This window comes from Thermoflavifilum thermophilum, assembly GCF_900116565.1.
Lineage (GTDB): Bacteria > Bacteroidota > Bacteroidia > Chitinophagales > Chitinophagaceae > Thermoflavifilum > Thermoflavifilum thermophilum.
Genome location: NZ_FPCJ01000001.1, coordinates 1,050,740 through 1,077,374 on the forward strand (window position 1 = coordinate 1,050,740; position 26,635 = coordinate 1,077,374).

Consider the following 26,635-nt stretch of genomic DNA (forward strand, 5'->3'; position numbering starts at 1 on the left):
TTCGCAACCTCTCAATTGTTTTTGATGTGTAAGTAAAAAAATATATCTGCCTGATCTGCATTGCATATGTGTTTTTGTTTTTTGCAGCTACAGATAAAATTTTTTTAACAAAAGCTTGCTGGTATGACTGCATGAAAATGAGTATTTTGTGAGTATCCTATTTAGTTTAAATCTTTTTACTTTGACCTGTTCCATCCACATAGCATTGCATCATCTGTCTATACGTGATTTGCTGGGAGCAGAATGGTTGGATACAAATGGTGCGGGTGGATGGGCTTCTTCGAGTTTGCTGAATTGTAATACCCGACGATATCATGGTTATTTGATTGCAGCTGCAGGTCCGCCTCTGCAACGGTTTAATATGGTAGCTGATCTGGAAGAAAGCATGACGCTTTCATCTTCATCAAGCAAATATCTTCTTTCCTGCCACGACTATGGTGATGGTTTGTTCCCAGCACCTTTTTCTGCCGGGCAAGCCGTGTTTTTTCATTTGCGGCATTATCCGGAATGGCGCATACATGTGCAAGATGTGGTGCTTGTAAAAACCTTGATCACGGTTCATCAGCGCCAAACCACCATCATCCGATATCTGCTGCAGGAAGGGACCAGCCTGCAACTCCACATCAGGCCGCTGATAGCTGCTCGCGATTACCATGCGCTCCAACATGCTTCCGCTCCTATTCAACAGGCTGCTGAGTGGCAGGCTGATCATCTAAAGGTTCAGCCATTTCCGGGATTGCCGGTATTGAGAATGGGACTTACAGATGGAGCGTTTCATCCAGATGCCTGCTGGTATTTTCACCTGCATTATGCGCAGGAAACAGAACGGGGCATGGACGATCGGGAAGATTTGTTCAGCTACGGCATCTGGACAGCCCATTTGCAAAAGGGAGAACCCGTGTATCTGGTTTTAACCACCGATGCCTATCCGGAAAATCCGGCTGAAAGCTTTGCAGCTGAAATACGCAGGCGGGAGCAAGCATTGGCAAATAGTTTCTCTAACGATGCGGCTCATCATTTTCTCATTCATCAACAACATGTGCCGGCTATTCTGGCTGGCTATCCCTGGTTTACGGAATGGGGCCGGGATACCCTGATTGCGGTCAACGGACTGTGCACCTACAACGGCAATCCCAAGCTTGCCCGACAAATCATCACGCAATATGCCCATCAGCTTGCTGCAGGCATGTTGCCCAACTTTTTTCCCGATGGGGCCCAAGAACCCTGCTACAACACCGTAGATGCGGCTCTGTGGTTTGTAATTGCTGTGCATCATTACTGGCAACTCACTCACGACGAGGATTTTTTGCGGGAAATGATTCCTGCCGTGCAAGATATCTGGAAGCATTACCGGCAGGGAACCCGCTATCAGATTCATGAAACCGAGAGTGGACTGCTCTTTGCCGGTGAGGACGGATGGCAGCTTACCTGGATGGATGCACGCACAGGCGATCGTGTGGTTACACCCCGCATCGGCATGCCCGTAGAAGTCAATGCCCTGTGGTACAATCTAAAATGCCTGCTTGCCGAATGGCTCTACCACACAAATCAGCACCAGGAAGCCCAACATTTGGTCATAGATGCCGAACGCACGCTTCAAAGCTTCCGGACACTATTCTGGAATCCAGCAGGGCAATGCCTGCACGACGTGCTCACCCCCGAAGGGCCGGATGCTTCTGTGCGACCCAATCAGCTGTTTGCCCTCAGCCTGCCTTATCCACTCGTAGAAATCCCGCAGGCTCTCCACATCCTGCAGGTGGTTCGTGAAAAGCTTTACACACCCAAAGGCCTGCGAAGCCTGGCACCAGATGATCCGGCCTACCAAGGCATCTACGCGGGTCCTCCGGAGCAACGCGACGCAGCTTATCACCAAGGCACCGTATGGCTTTACCTGATTGGCGCGTATGTGGACGCCCTGATCCGCTACCTGCCCGAAGGCAAACTGCAGGCTACGCTGGTGATGAACCGCCTGCTCACCACCCTGGCGGAACAAGGATTGCTTACCCTAGGAGAAATTGCCGATGGCGATAGTCCGCACCTGCCCCGGGGCTGTATAGCGCAGGCCTGGAGCGTGGGCGAGCTGATTCGCGTGATAAAGCAATATCAATTGCCCGTTCAATCTTCATTTTGTATAACCTAAAACCTGATCATCATGGCCCAACACCTCACGATTTCCCTGAAAGGACATACCGTACTGGTTACCGGTGCCAACTCCGGCATTGGAAAAGCCATTGCCCTGGCCTTCGGCCAGGCCGGCGCCAACGTGGCCGTCAACTATGTGGTGCAACCCGAAACAGCCGAAGAAGTAGCCCACCAGATCCGGGATGCGGGCGGACAGGCCATCACCGTCCAGGCCGACGTGAGCCAGAAAGGCCAGGTGCAGGCTATGTTCAAGCAGGTAATCGACCATTTTGGTACGGTGGATATCCTGGTGAACAATGCCGGCCTGCAACGCGATGCGCCTTTCACGGAAATGACCCTCGACCAATGGCAAAAGGTAATTGACGTAAACCTTACCGGACAATTTCTCTGTGCCCGCGAAGCTGCCCGTGAATTCCTCAGACGAGGCATCGTGCCCGAACGCTCGTGCGCAGCCGGCAAAATCATCTGCATCAGCTCAGTACAACAGGAAATCCCCTGGGCCGGACATGTCAATTACGCCGCTTCCAAAGGCGGTATTCACCTGCTCATGGAAAGCATGGCCCAGGAACTGGCTCCCCATAAGATCCGGGTAAATGCCATTGCACCTGGAGCTATTAAAACCCCAATCAATTACAAAGCCTGGTCTACACCCGAAGCCGAAAAACGCCTGCTGGAACTGATTCCCTACGGCAGGGTGGGTGACCCAGAAGATATTGCCCGGGTAGCGGTATGGCTGGCCTGCGATGAATCGGATTACATCACCGGTGCTACCATCTTCGTGGATGGCGGCATGACATTGTATCCCGGATTCGCCACCAATGGATAATGTATTTTTTACTTTTTCAAATCAAAAACCGATATGACCGACTCCGAAAACACACATACCTCAATCAATGCCGAACAGGCACGCCTGCAAAGCAGTGCTGCCAGGGAAGTGCCCCTGCCGCTTTGGGGGCCTTATCTGAGCGAACGCCAGTGGGGTACCGTACGTGAAGATTACAGCCCCTACGGCACAGCCTGGGATTACTTCCCGCACGACCATGCCTGCTCCCGTACCTATCGCTGGGGGGAAGACGGCATAGCCGGCATTTCGGATTACAACCAGCTGCTATGCTTTGCCTTTGCTTTCTGGAACGGACAGGACCCGATTCTTAAAGAACGATTGTTCGGGCTGAACAACACAGAAGGCAACCACGGCGAGGATGTAAAAGAGCTGTATTACTATCTGGACAATCTGCCCAGCCATTACTACATGCAATACCTTTATAAATATCCCCAGCGGGCCTATCCATACGATGACCTGGTCAAAACCAACCAAAGCCGCAATGCCCTGCAACCCGAATACGAAATCCTCGATACCGGCGTATTCGACAACCGGCAGTACTTTGATATCCTGATTACCTATGCTAAAAACAATGATACCGATCTGGCCATTCGTATTTCCGTGACCAATCGCTATCACCAGGACGCCTCGCTGTACGTGCTGCCTACGCTGTGGTTCCGCAACCAGTGGTCGTTCACACCCGGGGCTCCTCATCCTTCCATCGAACGCGATATGCACATCCAGCGGCTAATCTGCCGGCATCCAGTCCTGGGTACCTACTGGTTTTACTATCCCGATACCGAACACATCCTGTTCACCGAAAACGAAACCAATACGGCACGCCTTTTCCAGTATCCCAACGCCACGCCGTTCGTGAAAGATGCCTTTCATGACGTGATTATCCACGGCAAATGGGACCTGCTCAAAGACCGCCAGCATGGCACCAAATCCAGTCCGGTATATGCACTGAATATTCCGGCCGGACAAACTCGAAGCCTGTATTTCCGTCTCTGTGCCGAACACAGCCTTTCGGAACATACCCCGATCGACGAAAAATGGATAGAAACCCTCATCCAGCAGCGCCGGCAAGAAGCCGACCTGTTTTACAACCAATTTCTTCCCGAAAAACCTGACCCCGACCTGGCGAATGTGTTCCGCCAGGCTTTTGCAGGACTGCTCTGGAATAAACAATTTTACCACTACGACATCCCCTTGTGGCTAGATGGCGATCCCCTGCAACCTCCGCCACCTCCCCAGCGCAAACAGGGCCGCAACCACACCTGGCGGCATCTCAACAACCACGACGTGCTGTCTATGCCCGACAAATGGGAATATCCCTGGTATGCAGCCTGGGATCTGGCTTTTCATTGTGTGGCCATGGCCCTGATTGACCCCGTATTTGCCAAGCACCAGCTTATCCTCATCACGCGCGAATGGTACATGCACCCCAACGGCCAGATTCCAGCTTACGAATGGAATTTTTCTGACGTCAATCCGCCCGTGCAGGCCTGGGCCGCCCTGCAGATTTACCGGCTGGAACGCTCCATCCGTGGTGAAGGTGATCTGGATTTTCTGAAACGCATTTTCCAGAAGCTGATGCTTAACTTCACCTGGTGGGTAAACCGCAAAGACGCCTCAGGCAATAACATCTTCGAAGGCGGTTTTCTGGGGCTGGATAATATTTCAGTCTTCGACCGCGGTCAAATGCATGCCCAAGGAGGCCTGCTCGAACAGGCTGATGGTACCAGCTGGATGGGCATGTTTGCCCTGAATATGATGGAAATAGCGCTCGAAATAGCCCGCTACGACCGGGCTTTTGAAGATGTAGCCACCAAATTCTACGAGCATTTCGTCTATATCGCCGAATCACTCAATTCCCTGGAGTTGTGGAATGAAGATGATGGCTTCTTCTACGATGTGCTTAATCTTCCCGATGGCAGAAAAATTCCCCTGCGTGTACGTTCCATTGTGGGCCTGACGGCACTGTTTGCCACCTCAGTGCTGAATATGGAACACCTGAAAGCGTTGAAAGATTTCCATAAACGGGCTCGCTGGTTTCGCAACTATCGCCGTAAGCGCAATCTCTATATGCCCGAAGAACGCACGGGCGATCAGGGACTGATGCTGCTTTCCCTGGTACAGCATGACCGGCTGATTCGCCTGCTGCGCTATGTGCTGGATGAAAATGAATTTCTTTCACCGGGCGGCATCCGCTCTGTTTCACAATATCACCGCGATCACCCCTTCTGCCTGACACTCGACGGAAAAACATATTGCGTGGATTATGAACCCGGGGAATCAACCAGCCGGCTCTTTGGCGGTAATTCCAACTGGCGAGGCCCCGTGTGGATGCCGATCAACTACCTCCTCATCGAATCCCTGCTCAACGACTACCTGTTTTACGGAGATTCGCTGCAGGTGGAATTCCCTACTGGATCAGGCCAATGGATGAACCTGCAACAGGTAGCAACCCAGATCGGACTTCGCCTCATCAGCCTCTTTAAGCGAACAGATCAACGAGGCAGAAAAATGTTCGGACCCTACGCCCCCTTCTACGAACTACCTGAAAACCAGCACCTGCTTCAATTTTATGAATATTTTCACGGAGATACCGGACAGGGGCTGGGTGCCAGCCACCAGACAGGATGGACTGCCTTGATAGCCCTGCTCGTCCAAAGATTTGGCTGGCAAGAAACATAATCCCGGAACCATCCTATTTTTGGCTGAAATAATATTCCATGCGGGCAGTCATACAAAGAGTCAGCCAGGCAAGGGTTTATGTTGACCATCAGCTCAAAGATCAGATCGGACAGGGCCTTTGCGTGCTGCTGGGCATCGAAAAAGGCGATACCGAAGAGGACGTGCAATGGCTTAGTCATAAGATCGTGCACCTGCGCATCATGGACGACGACCAGGGCATCATGAACCGTTCGGTCAAAGACACCGGTGGCGATATCCTGCTCATCAGCCAGTTTACCCTGCTGGCCTCTACCCGGCGTGGCCATCGTCCATCCTACGACCGGGCCGCACCACCCGCAGAAGCAGAAACCATGTATGAACAAATGATTGCTCAACTGGAAAAAGACTTAAACAAACCCATCCACACCGGCACCTTCCGGGCCTACATGCAGGTGGAGCTGATCAACGACGGACCGGTAACCATTTGCATTGACAGCCGGTTAAAAGAATAAGCTCCATATTTTCCTGAAATTTGCAGCTTCTTATTCAGTATTTGGCAACCATTTAATTTCCCACCCATGGCTTATTCCGATATCACCCTTCCTCAGGCACAACAAATGGTGGACGAATGGATCCGCACCAAAGGCGTCCGCTACTTCAACGAACTGACCAACATGGCTATCCTGGCCGAGGAAGTGGGCGAAGTAGCCCGCATTATCGCCCGTATGTATGGCGAACAGTCGTTTAAAGAAAATGAACAGAAAAAAGACCTGGCCGATGAACTGGCCGATGTGCTGTGGGTGTTGCTGTGCCTGGCCAACCAAACCGGCGTGGATTTGCAAGCGGCCTTCCTCCGCAATATGGAAAAGAAAAACCTGCGGGATGCCCAGCGACATCAGCAAAATAAAAAGCTGCGTTGAATCCTGTGTTTAACCTCGCCTGATTATCTTTGCAAGCTATGAACAACACCAAACGCTTTCAGGATATTATTGCCCATTGCAAAGAATACGGTTTTATTTTTCCATCCAGTGAAATCTATGACGGACTCAGCGCTGTGTATGATTACGGACAGTTTGGTGCACAACTGAAGAAAAACATCAAAGATCACTGGTGGCGCTGGATGACCCAGCTCCATGAAAATATCGTGGGTATCGACGCAGCCATCTTCATGCATCCTACTACCTGGAAAGCATCGGGACATGTGGATAATTTCAACGACCCGATGATCGACAACAAAGACAGCAAAAAACGCTACCGGGTCGATACCTTGATTGAAGATTTTGCTGAACAGCTTGTGGATGAGGGAAAAGAAGCAGAAGCCCAACAGCTGCTGCAGCAAATGAATGAACTGCTGAAGCTGAACGATCTGGCCGGTTTGAAAAAACTAATCGAACAGTATAAAATTTGTTGCCCCGTATCGGGCACCTGCAACTGGACCGAGGTGCGCCAGTTTAACCTCATGTTTTCCACTCAATTGGGAAGTGTAAATGAGGAAGCCACCGAAATTTATCTCAGGCCTGAAACGGCTCAGGGCATTTTCGTGAATTTTCTGAATGTCCAAAAAACCGGCCGCCTGAAAATCCCGTTTGGTATTGCCCAAATCGGAAAGGCTTTCCGCAATGAAATCGTAGCCCGCCAATTCATTTTCCGAATGCGCGAATTCGAACAAATGGAAATGCAATTCTTCTGCCGGCCGGGCACCGAGCTGGAATGGTATGCATACTGGAAAGAACAACGCATGCAATGGCACCAAAGCCTGGGCATTCCGGCCGATAAGCTGCGCTACCACGACCATGAAAAACTGGCCCACTATGCCAATGCCGCCGTGGATATTGAATATGCCTTCCCCATGGGCTATAAGGAAGTAGAAGGTATTCATTCCCGCACTGACTACGACCTGCGTCGACATCAGGAATTCAGCGGAAAGAAAATGCAATATTTCGATCCGGAAATCAACAAAAGCTATATCCCCTATGTGGTGGAAACCTCCGTCGGCCTGGATCGTACCGTGCTGATGGTCATCAGCGAAGCTTATGCCGAAGAAGAGGTTCCCACCGCACAGGAAGGCAAAACCGATACCCGTACGGTGCTACGCCTGGCGCCTCATCTGGCCCCCATCAAGCTGGCTGTTCTGCCACTGGTCAAGAAAGATGGCCTGCCTGATATTGCCCGTAAGATCATGCACGACTGCATGCCGGCCTTTCATTGTTTTTATGAAGAAAAAGATACCATCGGCCGTCGCTATCGCCGGCAGGATGCGATTGGCACGCCCTTCTGCGTGACGGTGGATTATCAAACCAAAGAAGACGAAACGGTTACCATCCGCTACCGCGACACCATGCAGCAAGAAAGGATTCCTATCCGCGCTATACGGGATAAGGTACGTCAGGCCATCCAGTAACCTCAAACATGACATCCTATATGATTTTCATCTTTCATCTGTTCTGCTTAATTTAGTTGTTGAAACAAAAGACGAAGTACTTGCCATGACTACGATTCCTATTCGTCCGTTAGGGAGTCAGGGGCTTCAGGCATCAGCACTGGGCCTGGGCTGCATGGGCATGAGCGATTTTTACAGCGGCCGCGATGAAGCTGAATCTTTGCGCGTGTTCGACCAAGCATTTGAACTGGGCATCCGATTCTGGGATACAGCCGATATGTATGGTCCTTTTACCAATGAAATGCTGGTAGCCAAAGGCTTGAAAGGGCGGCGCCAGCAGATTACGCTGGCCACCAAATTTGGCATCGTCCGCGATCCGAACGACCCCACGAAACGAGGCATCAATGGCCGGCCGGAATATGTAAAATCGGCCTGTGAAGCTAGCTTGAAACGTCTGCAAACCGATGTGATTGATCTTTATTACCTGCATCGCGTGGATCCCAACACGCCTATCGAAGACACGGTGGGAGCCATGGCACGGTTGGTAGAAGAGGGCAAAGTGAGGGGTATCGGGCTCTCGGAAGTATCGCCCCAAACCATCCGCCGGGCGCATGCGGTGCATCCGCTCACGGCCATACAAAGTGAATATTCGCTATGGACACGCGATCCGGAAGAGGGTGTCCTGCAAACCTGCCGTGAGCTGGGAATAGCCTTCGTAGCTTACAGTCCTCTCGGCAGAGGCTTTCTCACCGGTCGTTTCCTGAGCCCCGACGACCTGCCCGCCGATGATTACCGGCGTTATTCCCCGCGTTTCATGGGAGAAAACTTCCGGAAAAACCTGCAACTGGTTGAAAAAATCAAACAATTAGCGGAACAAAAACACTGCACACCCGCCCAGCTGGCACTGGCCTGGGTCATGGCTCAGGGCGAAGATATCTTTCCCATTCCCGGCACCAAACGAGTAGCCTATCTGATCGAAAATGCTGGTGCTATCAATGTGCAACTCACACCGGAAGACCTGAAAGCCATCGATGAAATCGCACCCAAAGGCATAGCCGCCGGCCTACGTTATCCGGAAGAAGCCATGAAAACAGTTAACCGTTAGCAGCAAGTTCCTGATGACGGATAATTTCTATAACCTGGTGCGGATAAGCAAACTCTATCCCTTCCTGCTCAAACAGCTGATAAATCTGCAGATTAATAGCCTGTTGAATATCCATGTATGTATTGTAATCAGCACTTAACACGTAATATACAATCTCAAAGACCAGTGCAAAATCACCATAGCTGGCAAAATGCGCCCGATCAAAACGCACGTCTTGTTGCATTTCCACGGCCTGTCGTAACAACGCAGGAATCTTTTTCAACTTTTCCAACGGGGTTTCATAAATCACACCTATTCGGAACAACACCCTGCGCTGTTCCATCCGTTTGTAATTATGTATGCGTGAATCGGTTAAGTCTTTATTGGAAAAAATTAACTGCTCGCCGCCCAAACTTCTTAAACGGGTTGTCTTCAATCCAATGTGTTCAACCGTACCCATTTTATCACCCACAATAATAAAATCACCCAGTTCAAATGGCCTGTCGAAGAAAATAATGAAATAGCAAAACAAATCACCTAAAATAGTTTGCGAAGCCAGAGCAATGGCCACACCGCCAATGCCCAATCCGGTAATCAGCGTGGTGACATTATATCCCAAATTACCCAACAAAAACACAATACCCATGCTCCACAGGATGAGATTAAAGAGAATCATCATCCCGCGTGTTTCTTTCATTCTTTCTTCAGGATAATTTTTTCTACGTAAATATCCTTTCAACGAATAATCAACCACCGCACTCAATACCCGCAACACAAAAAAGGTGACAATTACCGTCATGATATGATGAACAGCTGTTGAAGCTTTTTCGGTGAGATGGAGGGTATTGATGCCGAAATAAAGAACCAAGATATAGGCAACGGGCAATCCGTTTTTCTGGATTTGCGCAATAAGAAAATCATCAACATGTGTAGCAGTTTTCTGAGATAATTTTTTGAGATGATGAATTACCCTGTTTGCAAGCAAGCGCAATATCAAAAATCCGATAATGATACCAAGAACCGCAAATGCATAATTTCTGATTGTATTTCCTGCATAGGTTATTTCAAAAAAATCCTGAAAATCATTCATGATGCACAGAATTTGTAACTCAACAAAAATTATTGCCTGTATGCAAATGTATTCAAATACGCCTGGAATGTCAAATCAATGAAGGAATAATACATGCATGTAATTCATTGCATGAATATCTATTTGAAACTATTAAGAATGCCTGATGAAATTTATTTCATGCTGATATCAGCTGTAAATAAACAATGATCAATAAAAAAGCCGCCTGATACAAGCGGCTTGGATATTTTTACATGAATGATAAAAAATGAACTTAGCCAAGCAAGGATTTGATATGTTCTTCCAGTTCTGATTTGGTGATGGGAATGCCCATGATTTTATGATATCCCTTGGCATCAATCAAAAATTGATCGCGGATGATTTTGATGAGTTGCCCGTTGTTGATTTCCGGAATCAACACTTGTTTATAATTACGCAGGATCTCACCTAAATTTTTCGGGAAAGGCCGCAGATAGCGCAGATGGGCATGCGCTACAGCATAACCCTGTTGCTGGAGTGATTTCACTGCGCCTTTGATAGCTCCGTAGGTTGAGCCCCAGCCCAGCACCAGCAGATCACCGGATTCCGGACCGCTGTCGAGGGTTTGCAGCGGAATATCGTCGGCCACCGCATCCACCTTCGCCTGGCGCAGCTTCACCATGAGCTGGTGATTATCCGGATCATAACTTACATTACCGGTGATATGCTGCTTTTCGAGTCCGCCAATGCGATGTTCCAGACCCGGTGTACCCGGCACAGCCCACGGGCGCACATAACGCTCATCGCGTTGATAGGGCATAAACTTCTCTTCCCCTTCGTCTAATTGCGTTTTAAACTTCACCTCGATGGGCGGTAGATCGGCTGCTTTGGGGAAACGCCAGGGCTCCGCACCATTGGCAATATAGCCGTCGCTCAGGAAAATCACCGGCGTCATGTATTGTACAGCAATGCGGAAGGCTTCATACACAGCCGAGAAACAGTCTGATGGCGTAGCCGCAGCAATCACCGGCATGGGGCATTCGCCATTGCGACCATAGTAGGCCTGCAGCAAGTCCGATTGCTCTGTTTTGGTAGGCAATCCGGTGGAAGGCCCTCCGCGCTGGATATCAATGATCAGCAGCGGAATTTCCAGCATGACGGCCAAGCCCATGGCTTCGGTCTTCAGTGCCATTCCAGGCCCGGATGTGGTGGTTACGCCCATGCATCCACCGTAAGATGCCCCAATAGCCGAGCTGATGCCGGCAATCTCATCTTCCGCCTGAAATGTACGAACACCAAAGTTTTTATGCTTACTGAGCTCATGCAGGATATCGGAAGCGGGCGTAATGGGGTACGAGCCCAAAAACAAAGGCAGGCCCGATTTCTGGGAGGCGGCGATCAAACCCAGCGCCAATGCCTGATTGCCGGTGATACTCCGATACGTACCGCGGGGCATCTTGGCTCGCTCCACCCGATAGCGAGTCGTGAAAGCCTCTGTGGTATCTCCGTAATTGTATCCGGCATGCAGGGCCTTCAGGTTGCCCTCCAGGATCAGCGGTTTTTTGGCAAATTTTTCCTGCAGAAAATGTATGGTGCTTTCCATTTTCCGGTCATACAACCAGTACAGAAAGCCTAACACAAACATATTCTTGGCCCGGTCTTTTTCTTTCATCCCCAGGTCCACATCCTTCAGGGCTTCGCGTGTAAGCTTGGTGATATCAATTTCATACACAATGTACCCATCGAGCGAGCCATCGGTAAGCGGGTTCACGCCTTCTGGATAATTGGCAAGCCGCAGATTCTTGGCATCAAACCCGTCTGTATTGGCAATGATAATACCTCCTTTTTTCAGGCTCTTCAGGTTGGCTTTCAGGGCAGCCGCATTCATAGCCACCAATACATCACAACTGTCGCCAGGCGTATAAACGGGATCAGAAGAAAAGTGCAGCTGAAAACCGCTCACACCTGGCAAAGTGCCCTGTGGGGCGCGGATCTCAGCCGGGAAATCGGGAAAAGTTGACAAATCAATACCCAGCAGGGCCGTGTTATTGGTGAACTGCATGCCCGTAAGCTGCATGCCATCTCCGCTATCACCTGCAAACTTGATGACAACGTCTCTTAATTGCTGAACAGTGGTTTGGGTGGACATAAATACGTGTATCTGTTATTTTTATTTTGAATGTATAAAAACGACAACCTTTATGGTTTTGTTGTTTTCCAACATACAGGCCGACAAAATTAAAGCTCTCTATAGAATTAGCAGAGAACTTGTATGCTTTTTTACAAAGCTTCAACAGGAAAAATCCTATACAGGGAAACCGAAATTTGTATATTTGTTATCCATAAATGTACCGGCAAATGGCTAACTTATTTAAAACCAGCAATCCAGCTCTGCAGGAGAAGGCTTTTGAAACAACCGTTACGCAGGTTGGTGAAGAAACAATGACCGTGTCGGGCACCATGAACAAATTCCTGTTCATGCTGGCCCTGATGTTGGCTTCAGCTGTTTTTACCTGGAATCTGGCGTACAAAGGCGCACCGCTTGGCGGCTGGGTGGCCGGAGGAGCCATAGGAGGTTTTATTACAGCCCTGATTATCATTTTTAAACAAAGCTGGGCCCCTTATCTGGCTCCGGCTTATGGATTGCTGGAAGGGCTTTTTCTGGGTGCCATTTCTGCCATGTTTAATGCAGCCATGGCCAATGTGGCGCCTTATTTCGTGATGCAGGCAGTATTGCTCACCTTCGGAGTGGCGCTGGCCATGTATGTACTCTACGCAACCGGTGTCATAAAAGTTACCCAGCAGTTCCGAATGATTGTATTCGCCGCTACAGGTGGCATTGCCTTGTTTTACCTTGCCGCTGTGGTCCTCCACTGGTTTCACATCGATATTCCCTTTATCCATCAGTCCACTACTGCGGGCATTGTTTTTTCGCTGATTGTAGTAGCCATCGCAGCATTGAACCTGGTCATGGATTTTGACATGATTTTTACCGGTGCCCGCATGGGTGCACCCAAATACATGGAATGGTATGGCGCCTTCGGACTCATGGTTACCATTATCTGGCTTTATCTGGAAATTCTTCGCTTGCTTGCCAAAGTATACAGCCGGAGATAAGTTAACCTCACACTATGTTACTGAAAAGGCTGGTCTGCAGGGCAGATCAGCCTTTTCCTTTATAAACCTCTTAATTTCCACTTTCAATTCCCTACATCGAAGCAGCCAGATCTTCATCCGAACCAATGAGGAATTCTTCCAGTATTTCCCATCCACGTCCATCGTGGCGTAAAAAGTAAAAATGATTGACATCAAAGCTGGCTTCAAACGGACGATGTTCAAAATCAGGCCAGGCCCGTTCAAACTGTTCGGGCGTCATGTCCTTATAGGCTATGGTCAGATGAGGAGAAAAAGTGGAACGCGCCAGCAAATGGCTAAAACCAAATTCTTTCCGCAAAAAATTCATCAAGTTCTTGTGCAGCAATGCAAAATCATGATTGAGCTCCACATTGATGAAGATCACCGGGCTTACCTTGTTGGGAAAGCATCCGAATCCGTTAAGCCTCACCTGAAAAGGCTTCTGGGTGGCAGCAAATGAAGTGAGCAAATCAAAAAAAGCGGGCTCCATCGTGGGCGGAGCCTTGAAGGGATTCTGCAACGTAATGTGCGGCAGAATGCGCAACGCATATTGCGGCCCGTAGGTATCAGCAAATTCCTGCTTGATCTGGGTAATTTGCTGCGAAAGTGACGGGGGAGGTAATATCCCGATAAAATAAAGCCTGTTTTTGATTTTCTTCGGCTTGAAGCGATTTTGTGAAATCGGCCGTCTGATTGGTTTTCTCGGTCTCATGTGTGTGCGTAGGTTTAATCATGAAAAAAATACCCCTCGTGCTGGGGCAAAGAATTGACCCTTGTTTTCAGGTGAAAACACCCCATAAACAAACGTTTCTTGACTGCAAGCAAAACCATAAGGAGGATCAGGAAATTGCAACTTCCTTTGAAGCCGGAAGGCTGGAAGGCAAATGCCGGGGCAACAGTATTTACCGGTTTCCATAAACATGGCATCCTTATTACAAATCGAGGTAAATCAGGTTATCAGGTTTTATATCCTCTTCAGGAAATATGAGTAAATGTAAAAAATATCTGTATTTCTATCCAGCGTTTGAAGCAATTTTTTTATTCAATCAAATAACTCAAAATGAATGTATTGCCGTTCATACCCCATCTGTGCGATTCGCTGCCGGGCTTCGTTAATCATAGCCCGCCATCCACAAAGATAAAAATGAGCTGGTTTTCTATCGGCCGCTAACTCTTCATAAATAGCATGCACGTAACCCATACGCCCTTCCCATTGCTCCCGCGACAGGGTGGGGATATAATGCAGCCCCGGGATCTCGCGTTCCAGCTGTTTCATTTCTTCGTAATACAGAATATCTTTCTGCGTCCGGGTACCGAAAATGCAATAAATCTGCTGATGCGGTATCTGATGTTTTTTGATGTAATGCAGCATGGATCGAAAAGGGGCAATACCTGTGCCGGTGGATATGAAAAACAGGTCCCGGTCAATAACCGGAGGCAGCGTGAATACCCCCTGGGGCCCCCGCAGCAACACTTCTGTGCCCACCTGCACGTGGTTAAACAAATAATGGGTACCAGCCCCTCCTTCCAGCAGCACAATCACCAGTTCAATGGTGTTGCCATCAGGGGGTGAGGCAATGGAATAACTTCTCCATCGCTTGTTTTTTTGTTCATGAATGGGTAAGTCAAGTGTCACAAATTGTCCGGGCTTGAATACAAATTCCTCCACCTCGGGAATTTGAATCCAGAATCGGCGCGTGTTGTGTGTCTCCTGTTCAATACGGGTAAACACACCGGTTCTCCATGGCTCGGGCATATCAAATGATGGTTGGGTTAGCTAAATATTAAATTTTTAGAGCGGGCAAGATACAAAAAAACCTATTCGGGCCAAATGCAACCATACGCCCCTTGTTCGGACACCCGCATGGAATCTGATTTTTCACAATTAAGTGTAAAACAAATAGCCATATACGATTATTCCGATTATCGTATGGATTCAAGATAATAGATGAATCAGGAATCAAAGGCAAGCGTAGAAAATTCGTAACTTTGCCGCCGTTCGATGGATCCGCAGGATGTGTTGCGCAGATTTCAGCATGATGACCGCCTTCAATCGCTGGCGGATCAGCTCTCCTCATCTTCTTCTGGAATTTTCTGTTTAACGGGACTTGCCGGCTCAGCCGCAGCGATGGTGGCAACCGTGCTTTGGAAAAACACATCTTTCAATCATGTATTCATTTTAAATGATAAAGAAGAAGCGGCTTATTTCCACAACGATGTGGAGCAAATATCCCATGCGCTGGATGTATTCTTTTTCCCGGATTCGTTTAAATCTCCACGCCGGTTTGACCATGTGCAGAAAAGCCATATCATGCTGCGCACAGAAGCCTTGATGCATTTTTCAGAACCCGTAGCCCGTAAAAAAATATTGGTTACTTACCCGGAAGCCTTGCTGGAAAAAGTAGCTCCGCCCGAGCAATATACCCGGCACGCCATTGCTCTGGAAGTAGGACAGAGGTTGCAAGTAGAAACCTTGATAGAACAACTGATTGGATTGGGGTTTGAGCGAACCGACTTTGTGTATGAGCCCGGCCAGGTAGCCATCCGCGGAGGTATCGTGGATATTTATTCTTTTGGAAATGAAAAGCCCTATCGCATTGAATTATTTGGAGATGAAATTGAATCCATACGCATTTTTGATCCGGAAACCCAGCTCAGTGAACGAAAAATCAAACATGTTACCCTGTTACCCAATCTTGAAAATCCACAACTGGCAAGGGAACGGGTGAGCCTCATCACATTCCTATCCGCACCCACTATTTGGTGGGTAAAAGACCTGCAGTTTTTGCAAGATGCCTTGCGGCAGCATGAACACCTGATAGCAGAAAGCTTGCAACAACCCATCCATGCGGTAATGGATGAAGAATCCGGCAAAACACTTGTCTTCGAACGCAATGATTTCTGTCAGGCCGAAAACTGCATGCAACAACTATTTCAGCATCATCTGATTGAGTTTGGGAAGCGCCAGGGTCATCCGAAGGCCACACAGGTCTTCACTTTCCAGATGGAAGAACAGCCCAGCTTCAACCGGCAGTTTGAACTGTTAATTGACAACCTGAAACAGTACGATCAGAAGAAATATGCTTTGCTGCTGGCTGCTGAAAATCCACGTCAGATTCAACGTCTGCAGGCTATCTTCGACGACCTTCAGGCAGGCATTGTCCTCACACCTTTAACTGTAAATCTCAGCAAAGGTTTTGTGGACCATGATCACCAACTGGTATGCTACACCGATCATCAGATTTTTGAACGATATCATAAATACCATATCCGCCAGGCTTACAGCAAAAACAAGGCACTCACGCTGAAAGCCCTGAAAGAACTGCAACCCGGTGATTATGTGGTACACATGGATCATGGCATCGGTATTTTCAGCGGACTGCAGAAAATAGAAGTAAATGGCCATGTACAGGAAGCCATTCGCATCATTTATAAAGACAACGATATCCTGTATGTAAACATCAATTCCCTCCACAAAATCAGCAAATACGTAGGCAAAGAAGGTACTACCCCCCGCATTCACAAGCTGGGAAGTGACACCTGGCAAAAACTAAAGGAAAAAACCAAATCAAAAGTCAAGGATATTGCGGCCGATCTCATCCGCCTGTATGCCGAACGCAAAGCCAAAAAAGGGTTTGCCCATTCACCCGATACCTATTTGCAACACGAGCTGGAAGCTTCGTTCATGTATGAAGATACGCCTGACCAAAGCAAAGCAACTGAAGATGTAAAACGAGATATGGAATCGCCCGAGCCGATGGATCGGTTGATTTGCGGCGATGTGGGCTTTGGTAAAACAGAAGTGGCTATCCGTGCCGCCTTCAAAACCGTCGTAGATGGCAAACAGGCCGCCGTGTTGGTTCCTACCACCATCCTGGCCTATCAGCACTACAAGACCTTTTCAGATCGTTTGCAAAATTTTCCCTGCACAGTCGATTATATCAATCGTTTCAAATCTGCCAAAGAGCGAAAGGAAACCCTGCAGAAACTAAAAGAAGGCAAAATTGATATCATCATTGGCACACATGCATTGCTGGGAAAAGACGTGGAATTTAAAGATCTGGGTCTTTTAATCATTGATGAAGAACAAAAATTTGGTGTAGCAGCCAAGGAAAAAATCAGACAGCTGAAAACCAACGTGGATACGCTGACGATGACCGCAACGCCAATCCCGCGTACCCTGCAGTTTTCGCTGATGGGCGCCCGCGACCTGTCTATCATCAATACTCCTCCACCCAACCGCCAACCCATTGAAACCGAGATTATCCAGTTTGATGAACATGTGATACGGGATGCCATCTATTACGAAATAGAAAGAGGCGGCCAGGTGTTTTTTATCCACAACCGCGTGCAAAATATCGGTGAAATCAAAAACCTCATCCAGTCGCTTTGCCCCGATCTATCTATTGCAGTGGCACATGGTAAAATGGAAGGACATCAGCTGGAACAAGTGATCCTGGACTTCATGAATCGCAAATACGATGTGCTGGTGTGTACCAATATTGTGGAAAGCGGGCTGGATATGCCCAATGTCAACACCATTATCATCCACAATGCCCATCAGTTTGGCTTGAGTGATTTGCATCAGCTTCGCGGCCGCGTAGGCAGGAGCAACAAAAAAGCATTTTGTTACCTGATTGCACCTCCTTTAAGCAGTTTACCGGCCGACAGCCGCAAGCGCCTGCAGGCTATTGAACAATTTACCGACCTGGGTAGCGGCTTTCAGATTGCTTTGCGTGATCTGGATATTCGTGGTGCAGGCAACCTGCTGGGTGCCGAACAAAGCGGATTCATGGCCGAAATGGGCATCGATATGTATCAAAAAATCCTTGATGAAGCCGTACGTGAATTGAAACAACATGAATTCCGCGATCTGTTTAAAGACCAGATGGAACGAGAAGCTGACTACGTGAGTGATTGTACGATTGATACCGATCTGGAAATCCTGATTCCAGATGACTATGTGGAAAATATTGCCGAACGCCTGAACCTATACCAGGAACTGAATCAGATTGAAACAGACGAGAAACTCCAGGCTTTTGCTCATCAACTGGAAGACCGGTTTGGTCCTCTGCCCCAACCCGTCATGGACTTGCTTAAAGCCATGCGTTGCCGCTGGATGGGAGTAAAAGCCGGCTTTGAAAAAATGATTCTCAAAGAAGGTAAACTGAGATGTTATTTCAACAGCAATCCCGATTCTCCCTATTTTGAATCACCCACTTTTCAGCGCATCCTGCAATTTGTACAACAGGAAATGCACCAGGCAAGATTGAAGCAAATCGGCAAAAACTTCATGCTTGTCATAGATCACATGCAAAGCATTGATGAACTGGAAAACCTGCTGACACGCATGATGCGCTTTATCCATCCCGATGAATATGCATCTCAAATGGAAAAAACAAAACCTGCCACAAGCCAGTAGATGGTTATCGCATTGTTTACAAAGTCTTCAGTCTGGGAATAAATACCAGGCAAGCCACTACAACTGCTGTTATTGCTGCAATCAACACGGCAGCGGCGGCCACATCTTTAATGTATTTGGCCTGTACATTCCATTCCGGCGATACCTGATCGGTTAATTTTTCTATGGCACTGTTGAAAGCTTCGGCGCACCACACCAGGCCTGTAGCCATCACCACAGCCAACCAGTCGGTGCGGCTGATATGTAACCACAATCCTGCGGTTATCACCACAGCTGTTGCCAGCAAATGAATCCGCGCATTGTGTTCTTTGCAAATCAGCTGAAAAAGGCCCGCAAATGCAAACGCAAAGCTTTGTATCCGCGCCTTCAGCGAAAAAGATGAATGATTTTGCATAACAGGCTATCTTATAGGACGAAACTAACGATTATGTGACTATGTGCCTATGAAAATCTCCTAAATTGCAAAATGGATTACCAACCTATGTCGAAAAACCTGCTCTGTTTGGTAACCTTGCTGCTGGCCTGGGTGGTAGCTCCGGCCCAGCAAATGATTGTGGCCGGACGCGTGCTCGACGCACATACTGGAGAAGCTCTCCCCTTCGCAGGTGTGCAGTTCAAAGGTACCGATGTAGGTGTCGTGGCCGACGAGAATGGTAGGTTTATATTCAGATTGGATCACTTGCCCTCCGATTCATTGCTGGCCAGTGTATTGGGCTATCACCGCATGATCATAGCCGTTAGACATGATGCAGATTCCCAGTACATCGTCTTCCGGCTCGAACGTTCGGGTTATACCATGAACGAAATAGTGGTGCATGCCGGTGTGAATCCGGCATTAATTATCCTCCGCAAAATCATTCAGCGAAAACCCTATAACAATATGGACCGCTTTGAAAGCTACAAGGAAAAGGTGTACAACAAATTGGAATTTGATATCAACAAAATCGATAAAAATAAATTTCTCCATTCCAAATTATTTCAGCCTTTTCAATTTGTGCTAAATAACGTTGATACTTCTGAAACAGGCGATATTTATCTCCCCATCCTTTTTACCGAAACTATTTCCGACTACTATTTCCAGCGCACCCCACACCGAACCAAAGAAATCATTATTGCCAGCAAAACATCCGGTATTCAGAATAAAAGCATCACACGCTATCTGGGCACCATGTATCAGAATGTAAATGTGTATGATAATTTCATTCCTGTATTCGATAAAGAATTTGTGAGTCCTATTGCAAACATTGCTACTTTGTACTATGATTATCAGCTTGTAGACACACAATATATTGACGGTAGAAGATGTTTTCACATCACCTTTGTACCAAAAAGAAAAAATGAAAATGTATTTACGGGTGATTTCTGGGTAAACGATACCACCTTTGCTATTCAGAAAATGAACCTGGAAGTTACTTCAAATGCCAATCTGAACTTCGTTTCCCGCGTAAGCCTGGTTCAGGAATACAAGCCTTACAACGATTCCGTTTGGTTTATATCAAAAGATAAATTTGTCGCCGACTTCTATACTCCGGTTGCCCGCAAACTTACATTCATCGGCCGAAAAACCACTTTGTATGAACCTTTAGCCATCAACGATACCGCTGCAACCAACATTTTCGACAATCCGCATTACAAAGACAATATTGTGGTGTTGCCAGATGCAAGAGACAGAAGCGACAGCTTCTGGACAGTTCATCGCTTCGAACCGCTCGCCCGTCAGGAAAAAGGCGTGTATGAAATGGTTGATTCGTTGCAGCACAATCCCACCTTTCAGAAATATTCACGTACGGTGCAGTTTCTGGTTACGGGCGTGAAAGAAGTAGGGCCGCTGGAATTCGGACCTTATTATTACGAATTATCAGCCAATCATCTCGAAAATATTCGGCTGCGCCTGGATGTGGGTACCAATATAAATTTCAGCAAGAATATTTATCTCAGCAACTACTTGGCTTACGGAACTGCTGATCGCGCCTTCAAGGGACATGCATCGGCATTATGGATTCTGCATCGCAGGCCCCGCATTTATCTCTATGCTTCTTATACACACGATCTGGACAATGGTGCGATTTATTATGATCAGATCAATACAGATAATATCTTCACTTTGGCCGTATATAAACCTGGCGTTACCCAGAAATTCGTGATGGTTGATGAAAAAAGAATGGAGTTTTATCACGAAGATTACAGCGGCTTTTCACAGCATATTACTTTCCTGAACCAGCAATTCTCGCCTTACGCTCCTTTGCCTACCAAAGATGATTTTGCTATTGACGGCAAAACAGGTAATCCACTATCCAATTCAGAAATTTCTCTGGAATTGCGATATGCTTATCAGGAACAATTTCTGGAAGGCAATTATTACCGCATCAGCCTGGGAAGTGATTATCCCATCGTAGATGTAAAATTTACATTGGGCATGAAAGGTTTCTTAAGCGGGCAATATGCTTTCCAGAAAGTTGCAGCCAATATTTCAGATTACATGAGTATAGCTCCGTTCGGACATTTGTATTATAACTTTTTTGGTGGAAAGATTTACGGCACTTTGCCTTTTGTATTGCTGCAGGTACCACCTGGCAATAATCTGTATTATTACGACAAGTATGCATTTGATATGATGCAGCGCTATGAATTTCTTTGTGATGAATATGCCGGATTTATGATTGAGCACGAAGTGGGTGGTGGAATTTTTACATACATTCCTTTGCTGAATAAACTGAAGCTGCGCCAGTTCTGGACTGCCAAGGGCATCATAGGCAATCTTTCCCAGGCCAATGCCCAACTCAATCTCGTAAATCAGGGACCATTCAAAACATTGCAGGGCAATCCTTATCTGGAATTAGGAACAGGAGTAGAGAATATCCTGCATTTCTTCCGCATTGATTTTGTATGGCGCGTAACACCCAAGATTCAGCCCACAGAATCTTACCATCACAACTTTGGTGTATTTGGCAGTGTTCAGCTTGATTTTTAATTACCCAGTACTTCTCTTACCGAATCCCGGATGACTTCGCAGGCCTGCTGAATTTGCTCATAGCTGATGATGAGCGGAGGCACAATGCGCATACAATGAGGAGCAAACAAATACCAGTCGGTAAACACGCCTTTTTCCCAGCATCGGCGAATGATTTGTTTATTGATTTCTGCTGATTCAAATTCAATGGCTATCATCATCCCCCGGCTTCTGATTTTGCAGCCTGGCAATGATTGCAGATGGTGATGGAAAAGTTTTTCTTTTTCATAGACCTGCTCCCATAAACGCTCTTCCAGCAACACTTCCATAGCAGCCTTTCCGGCAGCACAACACAAAGGATGGCCTCCAAAAGTAGTGATATGGCCCAACACCGGATAATGGGTTAATACCTGCATGATCTCCGCTGAAGCAATGAATGCTCCCAAAGGCAATCCACCACCCAATGCCTTGCCCAGGACCAGAATATCGGGCACGACGCCGAACTGTTCAAATGCCCAGAGCGTACCGTTTCTTCCAAAACCACATTGTACTTCATCTAAAATAAGCAGGGCACCATTTTGCTTGCATGCATCTGCCAATGCCTGCATCCAGGCTGTATCCGGAACCACTACTCCCGCCTCGGCCTGAATGGTTTCCAGCACCACACATGCCGTCTGCTCATTGATCTGTTCAATCACCTCATTTTCATTGTAATCAAACCGGAAAATGCCAGGCAGCAAAGGCCGATAGGCCTGTCGCCAGTATTCATCGCCTAACAGGCTCAATGCACCCTGCGTAGAACCATGATAACTTTTGTGAAAACAAAATATATGAGGCCTGCCGGTATAACGCTTGGCCAGCTTCATAGCCCCTTCTATGGCTTCTGCACCGGAATTGGTAAAATACACCTGCTGCAGGCTGGCGGGTAAATGACGCGCCAGCAGCTCAGCATACTGCACCTGCGGCGACTGGATTAGCTCACCATACACCATCACATGCAGATAATGCTCAGCCTGCTCCGCAATGGCTTGCAGCACGCGCGGATGGCGATGCCCGACATGACACACACTGATGCCCCCGATCAAATCCAGATACGACTTCCCCGTTGCATCCCAAAGACAAGCACCCTCAGCTTTGCTAATTTCCCAGGCCAACGGTTCATCCGAGGTTTGCGCCAGATGCCTGAAAAACAATTCCCGGTGATTCATAACCTGAATTCGAGTACTTTTGCAAAAGTACCATCATTCGCCGGGAATGGCATATATGATTAACCATTCAAACGCCTGATATGCCAGTTATCTTAGCTGTCAAAGATCGATATCCTGAAATCGGGGAAAATTGTTTCATTGCTCCCAACGCAACCATAGTGGGAGATGTGGTGATTAAAAATGATTGCAGCATCTGGTTTAATGCCGTGATCCGGGCCGACGTCAATAGCATTCGCATCGGCAACCGGGTAAATATCCAGGATGGTGCCATCATTCATTGCACCTACCAGAAAACCAAAACCATCATCGGCGATCACGTAACCATCGGCCATCGGGCGATATTGCACGGCTGCACGGTAGAAGACAATGTACTCATCGGTATGGGCGCCATTGTAATGGACCATGCGCATATCCATTCCAACGTCATCATCGCAGCCGGTGCTGTGGTGCTGGAAGGTACGGTCATAGAAAGCGGGTGCATTTATGGGGGGGTACCAGCCAGAAAATTAAAAGAAATCCCTATTGAACAGGTGAATCGGGAAATAGAGCGGATTGCCAACAACTATATCTTCTACTCCGGATGGTATGAAGATAAAAAATAGATCCTACTGCAACACAGCGATCCTAACTTGTGTGCTGATAGTGACCGCAGTTTTGCATGGTTGTGCCCGTCATACAATACCTGCAGTGGGCGCGGAAAAGGTACTGAGTAATCCTGATATAAAATCCCATCAGAAAAAACTGCAGATATTTCCCAAAAAATTAAGGGAGAATGATTTATGAGATAAATGTATGTTTATCTTTCATCTTGCAGAGTTTGCAAAATGTGTAAATAATTTTCATAACGTTTGAGGTGAATTTTCCCTTCTTCCACTGCCTCCTTCACCGCACAGCCGGGTTCGTTTACATGTAAGCAATTATTGAACATGCAGCTGGTTACGTATTTCTGCATATCCAGAAAATAATGACTTAGCTCTTCTGGTGCCACATCCACAATACCAAATTCACGAATACCGGGCGTATCAATGATACGTCCTCCGAATGGCAGTTCAAACATTTCAGCAAAAGTGGTTGTATGCATACCTTTTTCTGACCAGCGGCTGATGGGCTGTACCCGCAGGGAAAGACCCGGAATCAGCGCATTGATCAGCGAAGATTTGCCCACACCCGAATGACCGGCCAGCAGCGTGGTTTGATTTTGTAAGCTATTTTTAAGCCGGTCTATGCCTTCCCCCTGTTTTACCGAAATCAGTTCAACCGGATAACCTATGCTTTCATACATATCTATCCATTCAGCAGCTATGATTTTTGCTTCTTCATCCAGCAGGTCTGCTTTGTTGATGATGATGGAAGTAGGAATATGATACGCAGCGGTTGTTACCAGAAAGCGATCTATAAAACCCGTGGATGTACGCGGTTGCAATATGGTTACGAGGAGCCAGGCCTGATCCAGATTGGCGGCGAGAATATGTTTCTGCCCACGTTTGTGTGGCGAACTTCGGATGATATAGTTTTTTCTGGGCAGGATATCTTCAATCAAGGCATCGCCCGTTTGCGGATCCCGACTGATGATAACTTCATCACCCACCGCTACGGGATTGGTGGAAGAGATTTCCTCGTCAATTTTCAATTTGCCTTTTATGCGGCACGAAATCCATTCACCCGTTGTGGTGCGTGCCTGGTACCAGCTGCCGGTTGACTTGTAAATAGTTGCCTGCAAGGGATATTTTAGTGGTAAAGATAAAGAGAACCCCTTGTATCACGGGAATGTTTTGAAAACAGTGTAACGCAGTAATATTTCCAAAAAAAGGAGTACAGCCGCGGCCATTGCCAGCGGGAAAAATACATCGGCATATTGGGTGAATGATGAAACCTGAATTTTGGTTTTCTCCATCTGATCAATCTGGTCGTAGATCCGGCGCAGGGATGTGTTACCTGTAGCGCGGAAATATTCACCTCCCGTTTGCCGGGCTATTTTCTGCAGCAAGGCTTCATCAATCTGTACTGGCATATCTTGCAGCTGCGTACCACCACCTGGCATCGGCACTGGATAAGGAGCTACGCCATGCGTGCCTATCCCAATGGTATAGACACGCACACCATAAGTTTTTGCGATTTGCAAAGCTGTCATCGGATCAATCAAACCCATGTTGTTGACCCCATCGGTTAATAAAATTACCACCTTACTTTTTGCCGAACTTTCGCGCAAACGCTGAACGGCTGTAGCCAGCCCGTCGCCGATAGCGGTACCATCTTCCAGCAAACCACTGTGAACCTTTTCGAGCTGCTGAATCAGAAAATCATGATCAATGGTAAGCGGGCACTGGGTAAAAGCCTGACCCGCAAAAATCACCAGTCCAATGCGATCGTTGGGCCGGTGTTCTATAAAATTTTTAGCTACGGCTTTGGCTGCTTCGATGCGATTGGGATGAAAGTCCTGTGCCAGCATGCTTCCCGAGATATCCAGACAGATGATAATGTCAATACCTTCGCTGTTCACGTTTTGCAACACATCCGTAGTTTGCGGCCGCGCCAGTGCCATCACCAGCAGCGCATACACCAGCATGCGCAAAACCATCAGCACGGAACGAAAACGCATTTTCCACGATACCGGCAATTGCTTCATGCCACGGGTGGATGATACCTGCAGATAAGCCTGCTGCCTGCGCCGATTGCGGATGTATAGAAATATCCATACAGGCAACAGGCACAGCAACAACAACCACCAGGGATTGGCAAATACAATATGGCTATGCAAAAGTTCGTCCATCTGCTACTTGCTTATGTTTTTCACAGCTGCGGCCTGGGCATCTGCCGCAGAGGCCGATTCTGCTGCCCGTCGTTCGGCCTCCTGAGCCTGATGCGTGGCCTCAACCACCTGAATAGCTTTTTCAAGGCAAAGAGCAGCTATCTCAGGCGAAGACTGCCATTTAGCAAACTTTACCCGATCCGCTTCCGATAAAATTTCTTCCCACACAGCCCGGTGTTCACGCAGTACACGATGCTTATCCATCTGTTCCAACAATTCGCCGGAAGTGATTTCCATGGCCGGGATTTGAAATGCCCGTTCCACATATCGGCGCAACACATCGGTGAGCCGGGTAAAATATTCTTTCATCTGGATTTTTGTCCAAGGTTGTTCTGCCTGCCACTGTTTCAACAGAGCCATAGCCTCTTCATAGGGCGGTTGTAGAGGTTGTTGTATCACAACAGGGGCGGCCTTACGTTTGCGATGCCGCAAAACATAAATAATCCCCAACACAAGCAGTACCAATGCGATACCCAGCAACACATAGGGCAACACATCGAGCCAAGTAAGCTTTACACGACGAATATCCTTAATTGGCATGAACGGTTTAGTAGTATCCACCGGCACGGTTTGCACCTGAATCCATAATGAATCCGTTTGCAGCATCAGATGTGTAGTATCGTTGAGCCGGGATGAGGCCAGTACCACAGGAAAAGAAGGAATTTGCCATCGACCCGAGTCAAACGAAGTAAGTGTCAGCACCTGATGGTACTGCCATTGCCCGCCGGTTGAAATGGTATCGGCCTGGCCGCGCTGTACTACTTCGATATGATTGAATGAATCAGGTAAGGCATAACCCTGCAACCGATAGGAGCCAGGCAGGGTAATGTCGAGATAGAGATGAAACTGGCTGCCTATAAGAATCTGCGATGAATCCGTGTGTACTTCCACACGAGGTTGCTGCCCAAAAGCCTGCATGTGCCACATGATACCCAGAAAGGCCATGCAACAATAC

Annotated in this window: 21 protein-coding genes; 12 read left to right on the top strand and 9 right to left on the bottom strand. The window is 47.7% G+C overall.

Features of this window, described 5'->3' with window-relative positions; all coding sequences use genetic code 11:
* Positions 1-181: 181 nt before the first annotated feature.
* From BM367_RS04570 to BM367_RS04600, 7 genes are all read left to right on the top strand, one after another.
* A complete protein-coding gene (locus BM367_RS04570; protein ID WP_143103952.1) occupies positions 182-2,140 on the top strand; it encodes an amylo-alpha-1,6-glucosidase in 1,959 nt (652 codons plus the stop codon).
* Between the two features lie 12 nt (positions 2,141-2,152).
* Positions 2,153-2,968: an SDR family oxidoreductase gene (locus BM367_RS04575; protein ID WP_092458368.1), complete on the top strand. Its 816-nt coding sequence runs from the start codon at positions 2,153-2,155 to the stop codon at positions 2,966-2,968.
* Between the two features lie 33 nt (positions 2,969-3,001).
* Positions 3,002-5,665 (top strand): MGH1-like glycoside hydrolase domain-containing protein, encoded by a 2,664-nt coding sequence (locus BM367_RS04580; RefSeq protein ID WP_092458371.1) that lies wholly within the window; start codon positions 3,002-3,004, stop codon positions 5,663-5,665.
* Positions 5,666-5,703: 38 nt separating this feature from the next.
* Positions 5,704-6,156: a D-aminoacyl-tRNA deacylase gene (gene dtd, locus BM367_RS04585; RefSeq protein ID WP_092458374.1), complete on the top strand. Its 453-nt coding sequence runs from the start codon at positions 5,704-5,706 to the stop codon at positions 6,154-6,156.
* 66 nt (positions 6,157-6,222) lie between these two features.
* Positions 6,223-6,564 (top strand): nucleotide pyrophosphohydrolase, encoded by a 342-nt coding sequence (locus BM367_RS04590; protein ID WP_092458377.1) that lies wholly within the window; start codon positions 6,223-6,225, stop codon positions 6,562-6,564.
* Between the two features lie 38 nt (positions 6,565-6,602).
* Positions 6,603-8,045 carry a glycine--tRNA ligase gene (locus tag BM367_RS04595; protein WP_092458379.1) on the top strand — a complete coding sequence of 481 codons (1,443 nt, stop codon included), beginning with the start codon at positions 6,603-6,605 and terminating at the stop codon, positions 8,043-8,045.
* A gap of 85 nt (positions 8,046-8,130) precedes the next feature.
* Positions 8,131-9,129: an aldo/keto reductase gene (locus BM367_RS04600; RefSeq protein WP_092458382.1), complete on the top strand. Its 999-nt coding sequence runs from the start codon at positions 8,131-8,133 to the stop codon at positions 9,127-9,129.
* On the opposite strand, the gene BM367_RS04605 is transcribed toward BM367_RS04600, so the two are convergent.
* Both BM367_RS04605 and BM367_RS04610 read right to left on the bottom strand, forming a co-directional pair.
* Positions 9,119-10,198 carry a mechanosensitive ion channel family protein gene (locus BM367_RS04605; RefSeq protein ID WP_092458385.1) on the bottom strand — a complete coding sequence of 360 codons (1,080 nt, stop codon included), beginning with the start codon at positions 10,196-10,198 and terminating at the stop codon, positions 9,119-9,121. The genes BM367_RS04600 and BM367_RS04605 overlap by 11 nt on opposite strands.
* A 253-nt stretch (positions 10,199-10,451) precedes the next feature.
* Positions 10,452-12,305, bottom strand: a complete 1,854-nt coding sequence (locus BM367_RS04610) for a 2-oxoacid:acceptor oxidoreductase subunit alpha (protein ID WP_092458388.1) — start codon at positions 12,303-12,305, stop codon at positions 10,452-10,454.
* Between the two features lie 209 nt (positions 12,306-12,514).
* Here BM367_RS04610 and BM367_RS04615 point away from each other — a divergent pair, with 209 nt between their 5' ends.
* Positions 12,515-13,273 (top strand): Bax inhibitor-1/YccA family protein, encoded by a 759-nt coding sequence (locus tag BM367_RS04615; RefSeq protein WP_092458391.1) that lies wholly within the window; start codon positions 12,515-12,517, stop codon positions 13,271-13,273.
* Between the two features lie 91 nt (positions 13,274-13,364).
* On the opposite strand, the gene BM367_RS04620 is transcribed toward BM367_RS04615, so the two are convergent.
* Positions 13,365-14,003, bottom strand: a complete 639-nt coding sequence (locus BM367_RS04620; protein WP_092458394.1) for a 2'-5' RNA ligase family protein — start codon at positions 14,001-14,003, stop codon at positions 13,365-13,367.
* A 20-nt stretch (positions 14,004-14,023) separates the two neighbouring features.
* Here BM367_RS04620 and BM367_RS04625 point away from each other — a divergent pair, with 20 nt between their 5' ends.
* Positions 14,024-14,209, top strand: a complete 186-nt coding sequence (locus BM367_RS04625) for a hypothetical protein (RefSeq protein ID WP_092458397.1) — start codon at positions 14,024-14,026, stop codon at positions 14,207-14,209.
* A 124-nt stretch (positions 14,210-14,333) separates the two neighbouring features.
* Here the strand turns inward: BM367_RS04625 and BM367_RS04630 are convergent, their stop codons facing one another.
* Entirely contained in the window at positions 14,334-15,047 is a 714-nt protein-coding gene (locus BM367_RS04630; RefSeq protein ID WP_092458400.1) for a ferredoxin--NADP reductase, read from the bottom strand.
* A 261-nt stretch (positions 15,048-15,308) separates the two neighbouring features.
* Between BM367_RS04630 and mfd the strand changes: the two genes are divergently transcribed.
* Positions 15,309-18,713: a transcription-repair coupling factor gene (mfd, locus tag BM367_RS04635; RefSeq protein WP_245759895.1), complete on the top strand. Its 3,405-nt coding sequence runs from the start codon at positions 15,309-15,311 to the stop codon at positions 18,711-18,713.
* A 16-nt stretch (positions 18,714-18,729) separates the two neighbouring features.
* Here mfd and BM367_RS04640 read toward each other — a convergent pair whose 3' ends face one another.
* Positions 18,730-19,107: a diacylglycerol kinase family protein gene (locus BM367_RS04640; protein WP_092458406.1), complete on the bottom strand. Its 378-nt coding sequence runs from the start codon at positions 19,105-19,107 to the stop codon at positions 18,730-18,732.
* Positions 19,108-19,179: 72 nt separating this feature from the next.
* Between BM367_RS04640 and BM367_RS04645 the strand changes: the two genes are divergently transcribed.
* Positions 19,180-21,684 carry a DUF5686 and carboxypeptidase-like regulatory domain-containing protein gene (locus tag BM367_RS04645; RefSeq protein ID WP_092458409.1) on the top strand — a complete coding sequence of 835 codons (2,505 nt, stop codon included), beginning with the start codon at positions 19,180-19,182 and terminating at the stop codon, positions 21,682-21,684.
* Here the strand turns inward: BM367_RS04645 and BM367_RS04650 are convergent.
* Positions 21,681-22,871, bottom strand: coding sequence for an aspartate aminotransferase family protein (locus tag BM367_RS04650; RefSeq protein ID WP_092458412.1), 1,191 nt, complete (start codon positions 22,869-22,871; stop codon positions 21,681-21,683). The two genes, BM367_RS04645 and BM367_RS04650, sit on opposite strands and share 4 nt — an antisense overlap.
* 80 nt (positions 22,872-22,951) lie before the next feature.
* Between BM367_RS04650 and BM367_RS04655 the strand changes: the two genes are divergently transcribed.
* Positions 22,952-23,473: a gamma carbonic anhydrase family protein gene (locus BM367_RS04655; protein ID WP_092458415.1), complete on the top strand. Its 522-nt coding sequence runs from the start codon at positions 22,952-22,954 to the stop codon at positions 23,471-23,473.
* Between the two features lie 194 nt (positions 23,474-23,667).
* Here BM367_RS04655 and rsgA read toward each other — a convergent pair whose 3' ends face one another.
* Genes rsgA through BM367_RS04675 form a run of 3 tightly spaced genes read right to left on the bottom strand, consistent with a single transcriptional unit; the run spans position 23,668 to position 26,625 of the window.
* A complete protein-coding gene (gene rsgA, locus BM367_RS04665) occupies positions 23,668-24,591 on the bottom strand; it encodes a ribosome small subunit-dependent GTPase A (RefSeq protein WP_092458421.1) in 924 nt (307 codons plus the stop codon).
* A 39-nt stretch (positions 24,592-24,630) separates the two neighbouring features.
* Complete coding sequence (locus tag BM367_RS04670; RefSeq protein ID WP_092458423.1) at positions 24,631-25,641, bottom strand: vWA domain-containing protein; 1,011 nt, start codon at positions 25,639-25,641, stop codon at positions 24,631-24,633.
* Positions 25,642-25,644: 3 nt separating this feature from the next.
* Positions 25,645-26,625 (bottom strand): hypothetical protein, encoded by a 981-nt coding sequence (locus BM367_RS04675; RefSeq protein WP_143103953.1) that lies wholly within the window; start codon positions 26,623-26,625, stop codon positions 25,645-25,647.
* Between the last annotated feature and the right edge of the window lie 10 nt (positions 26,626-26,635).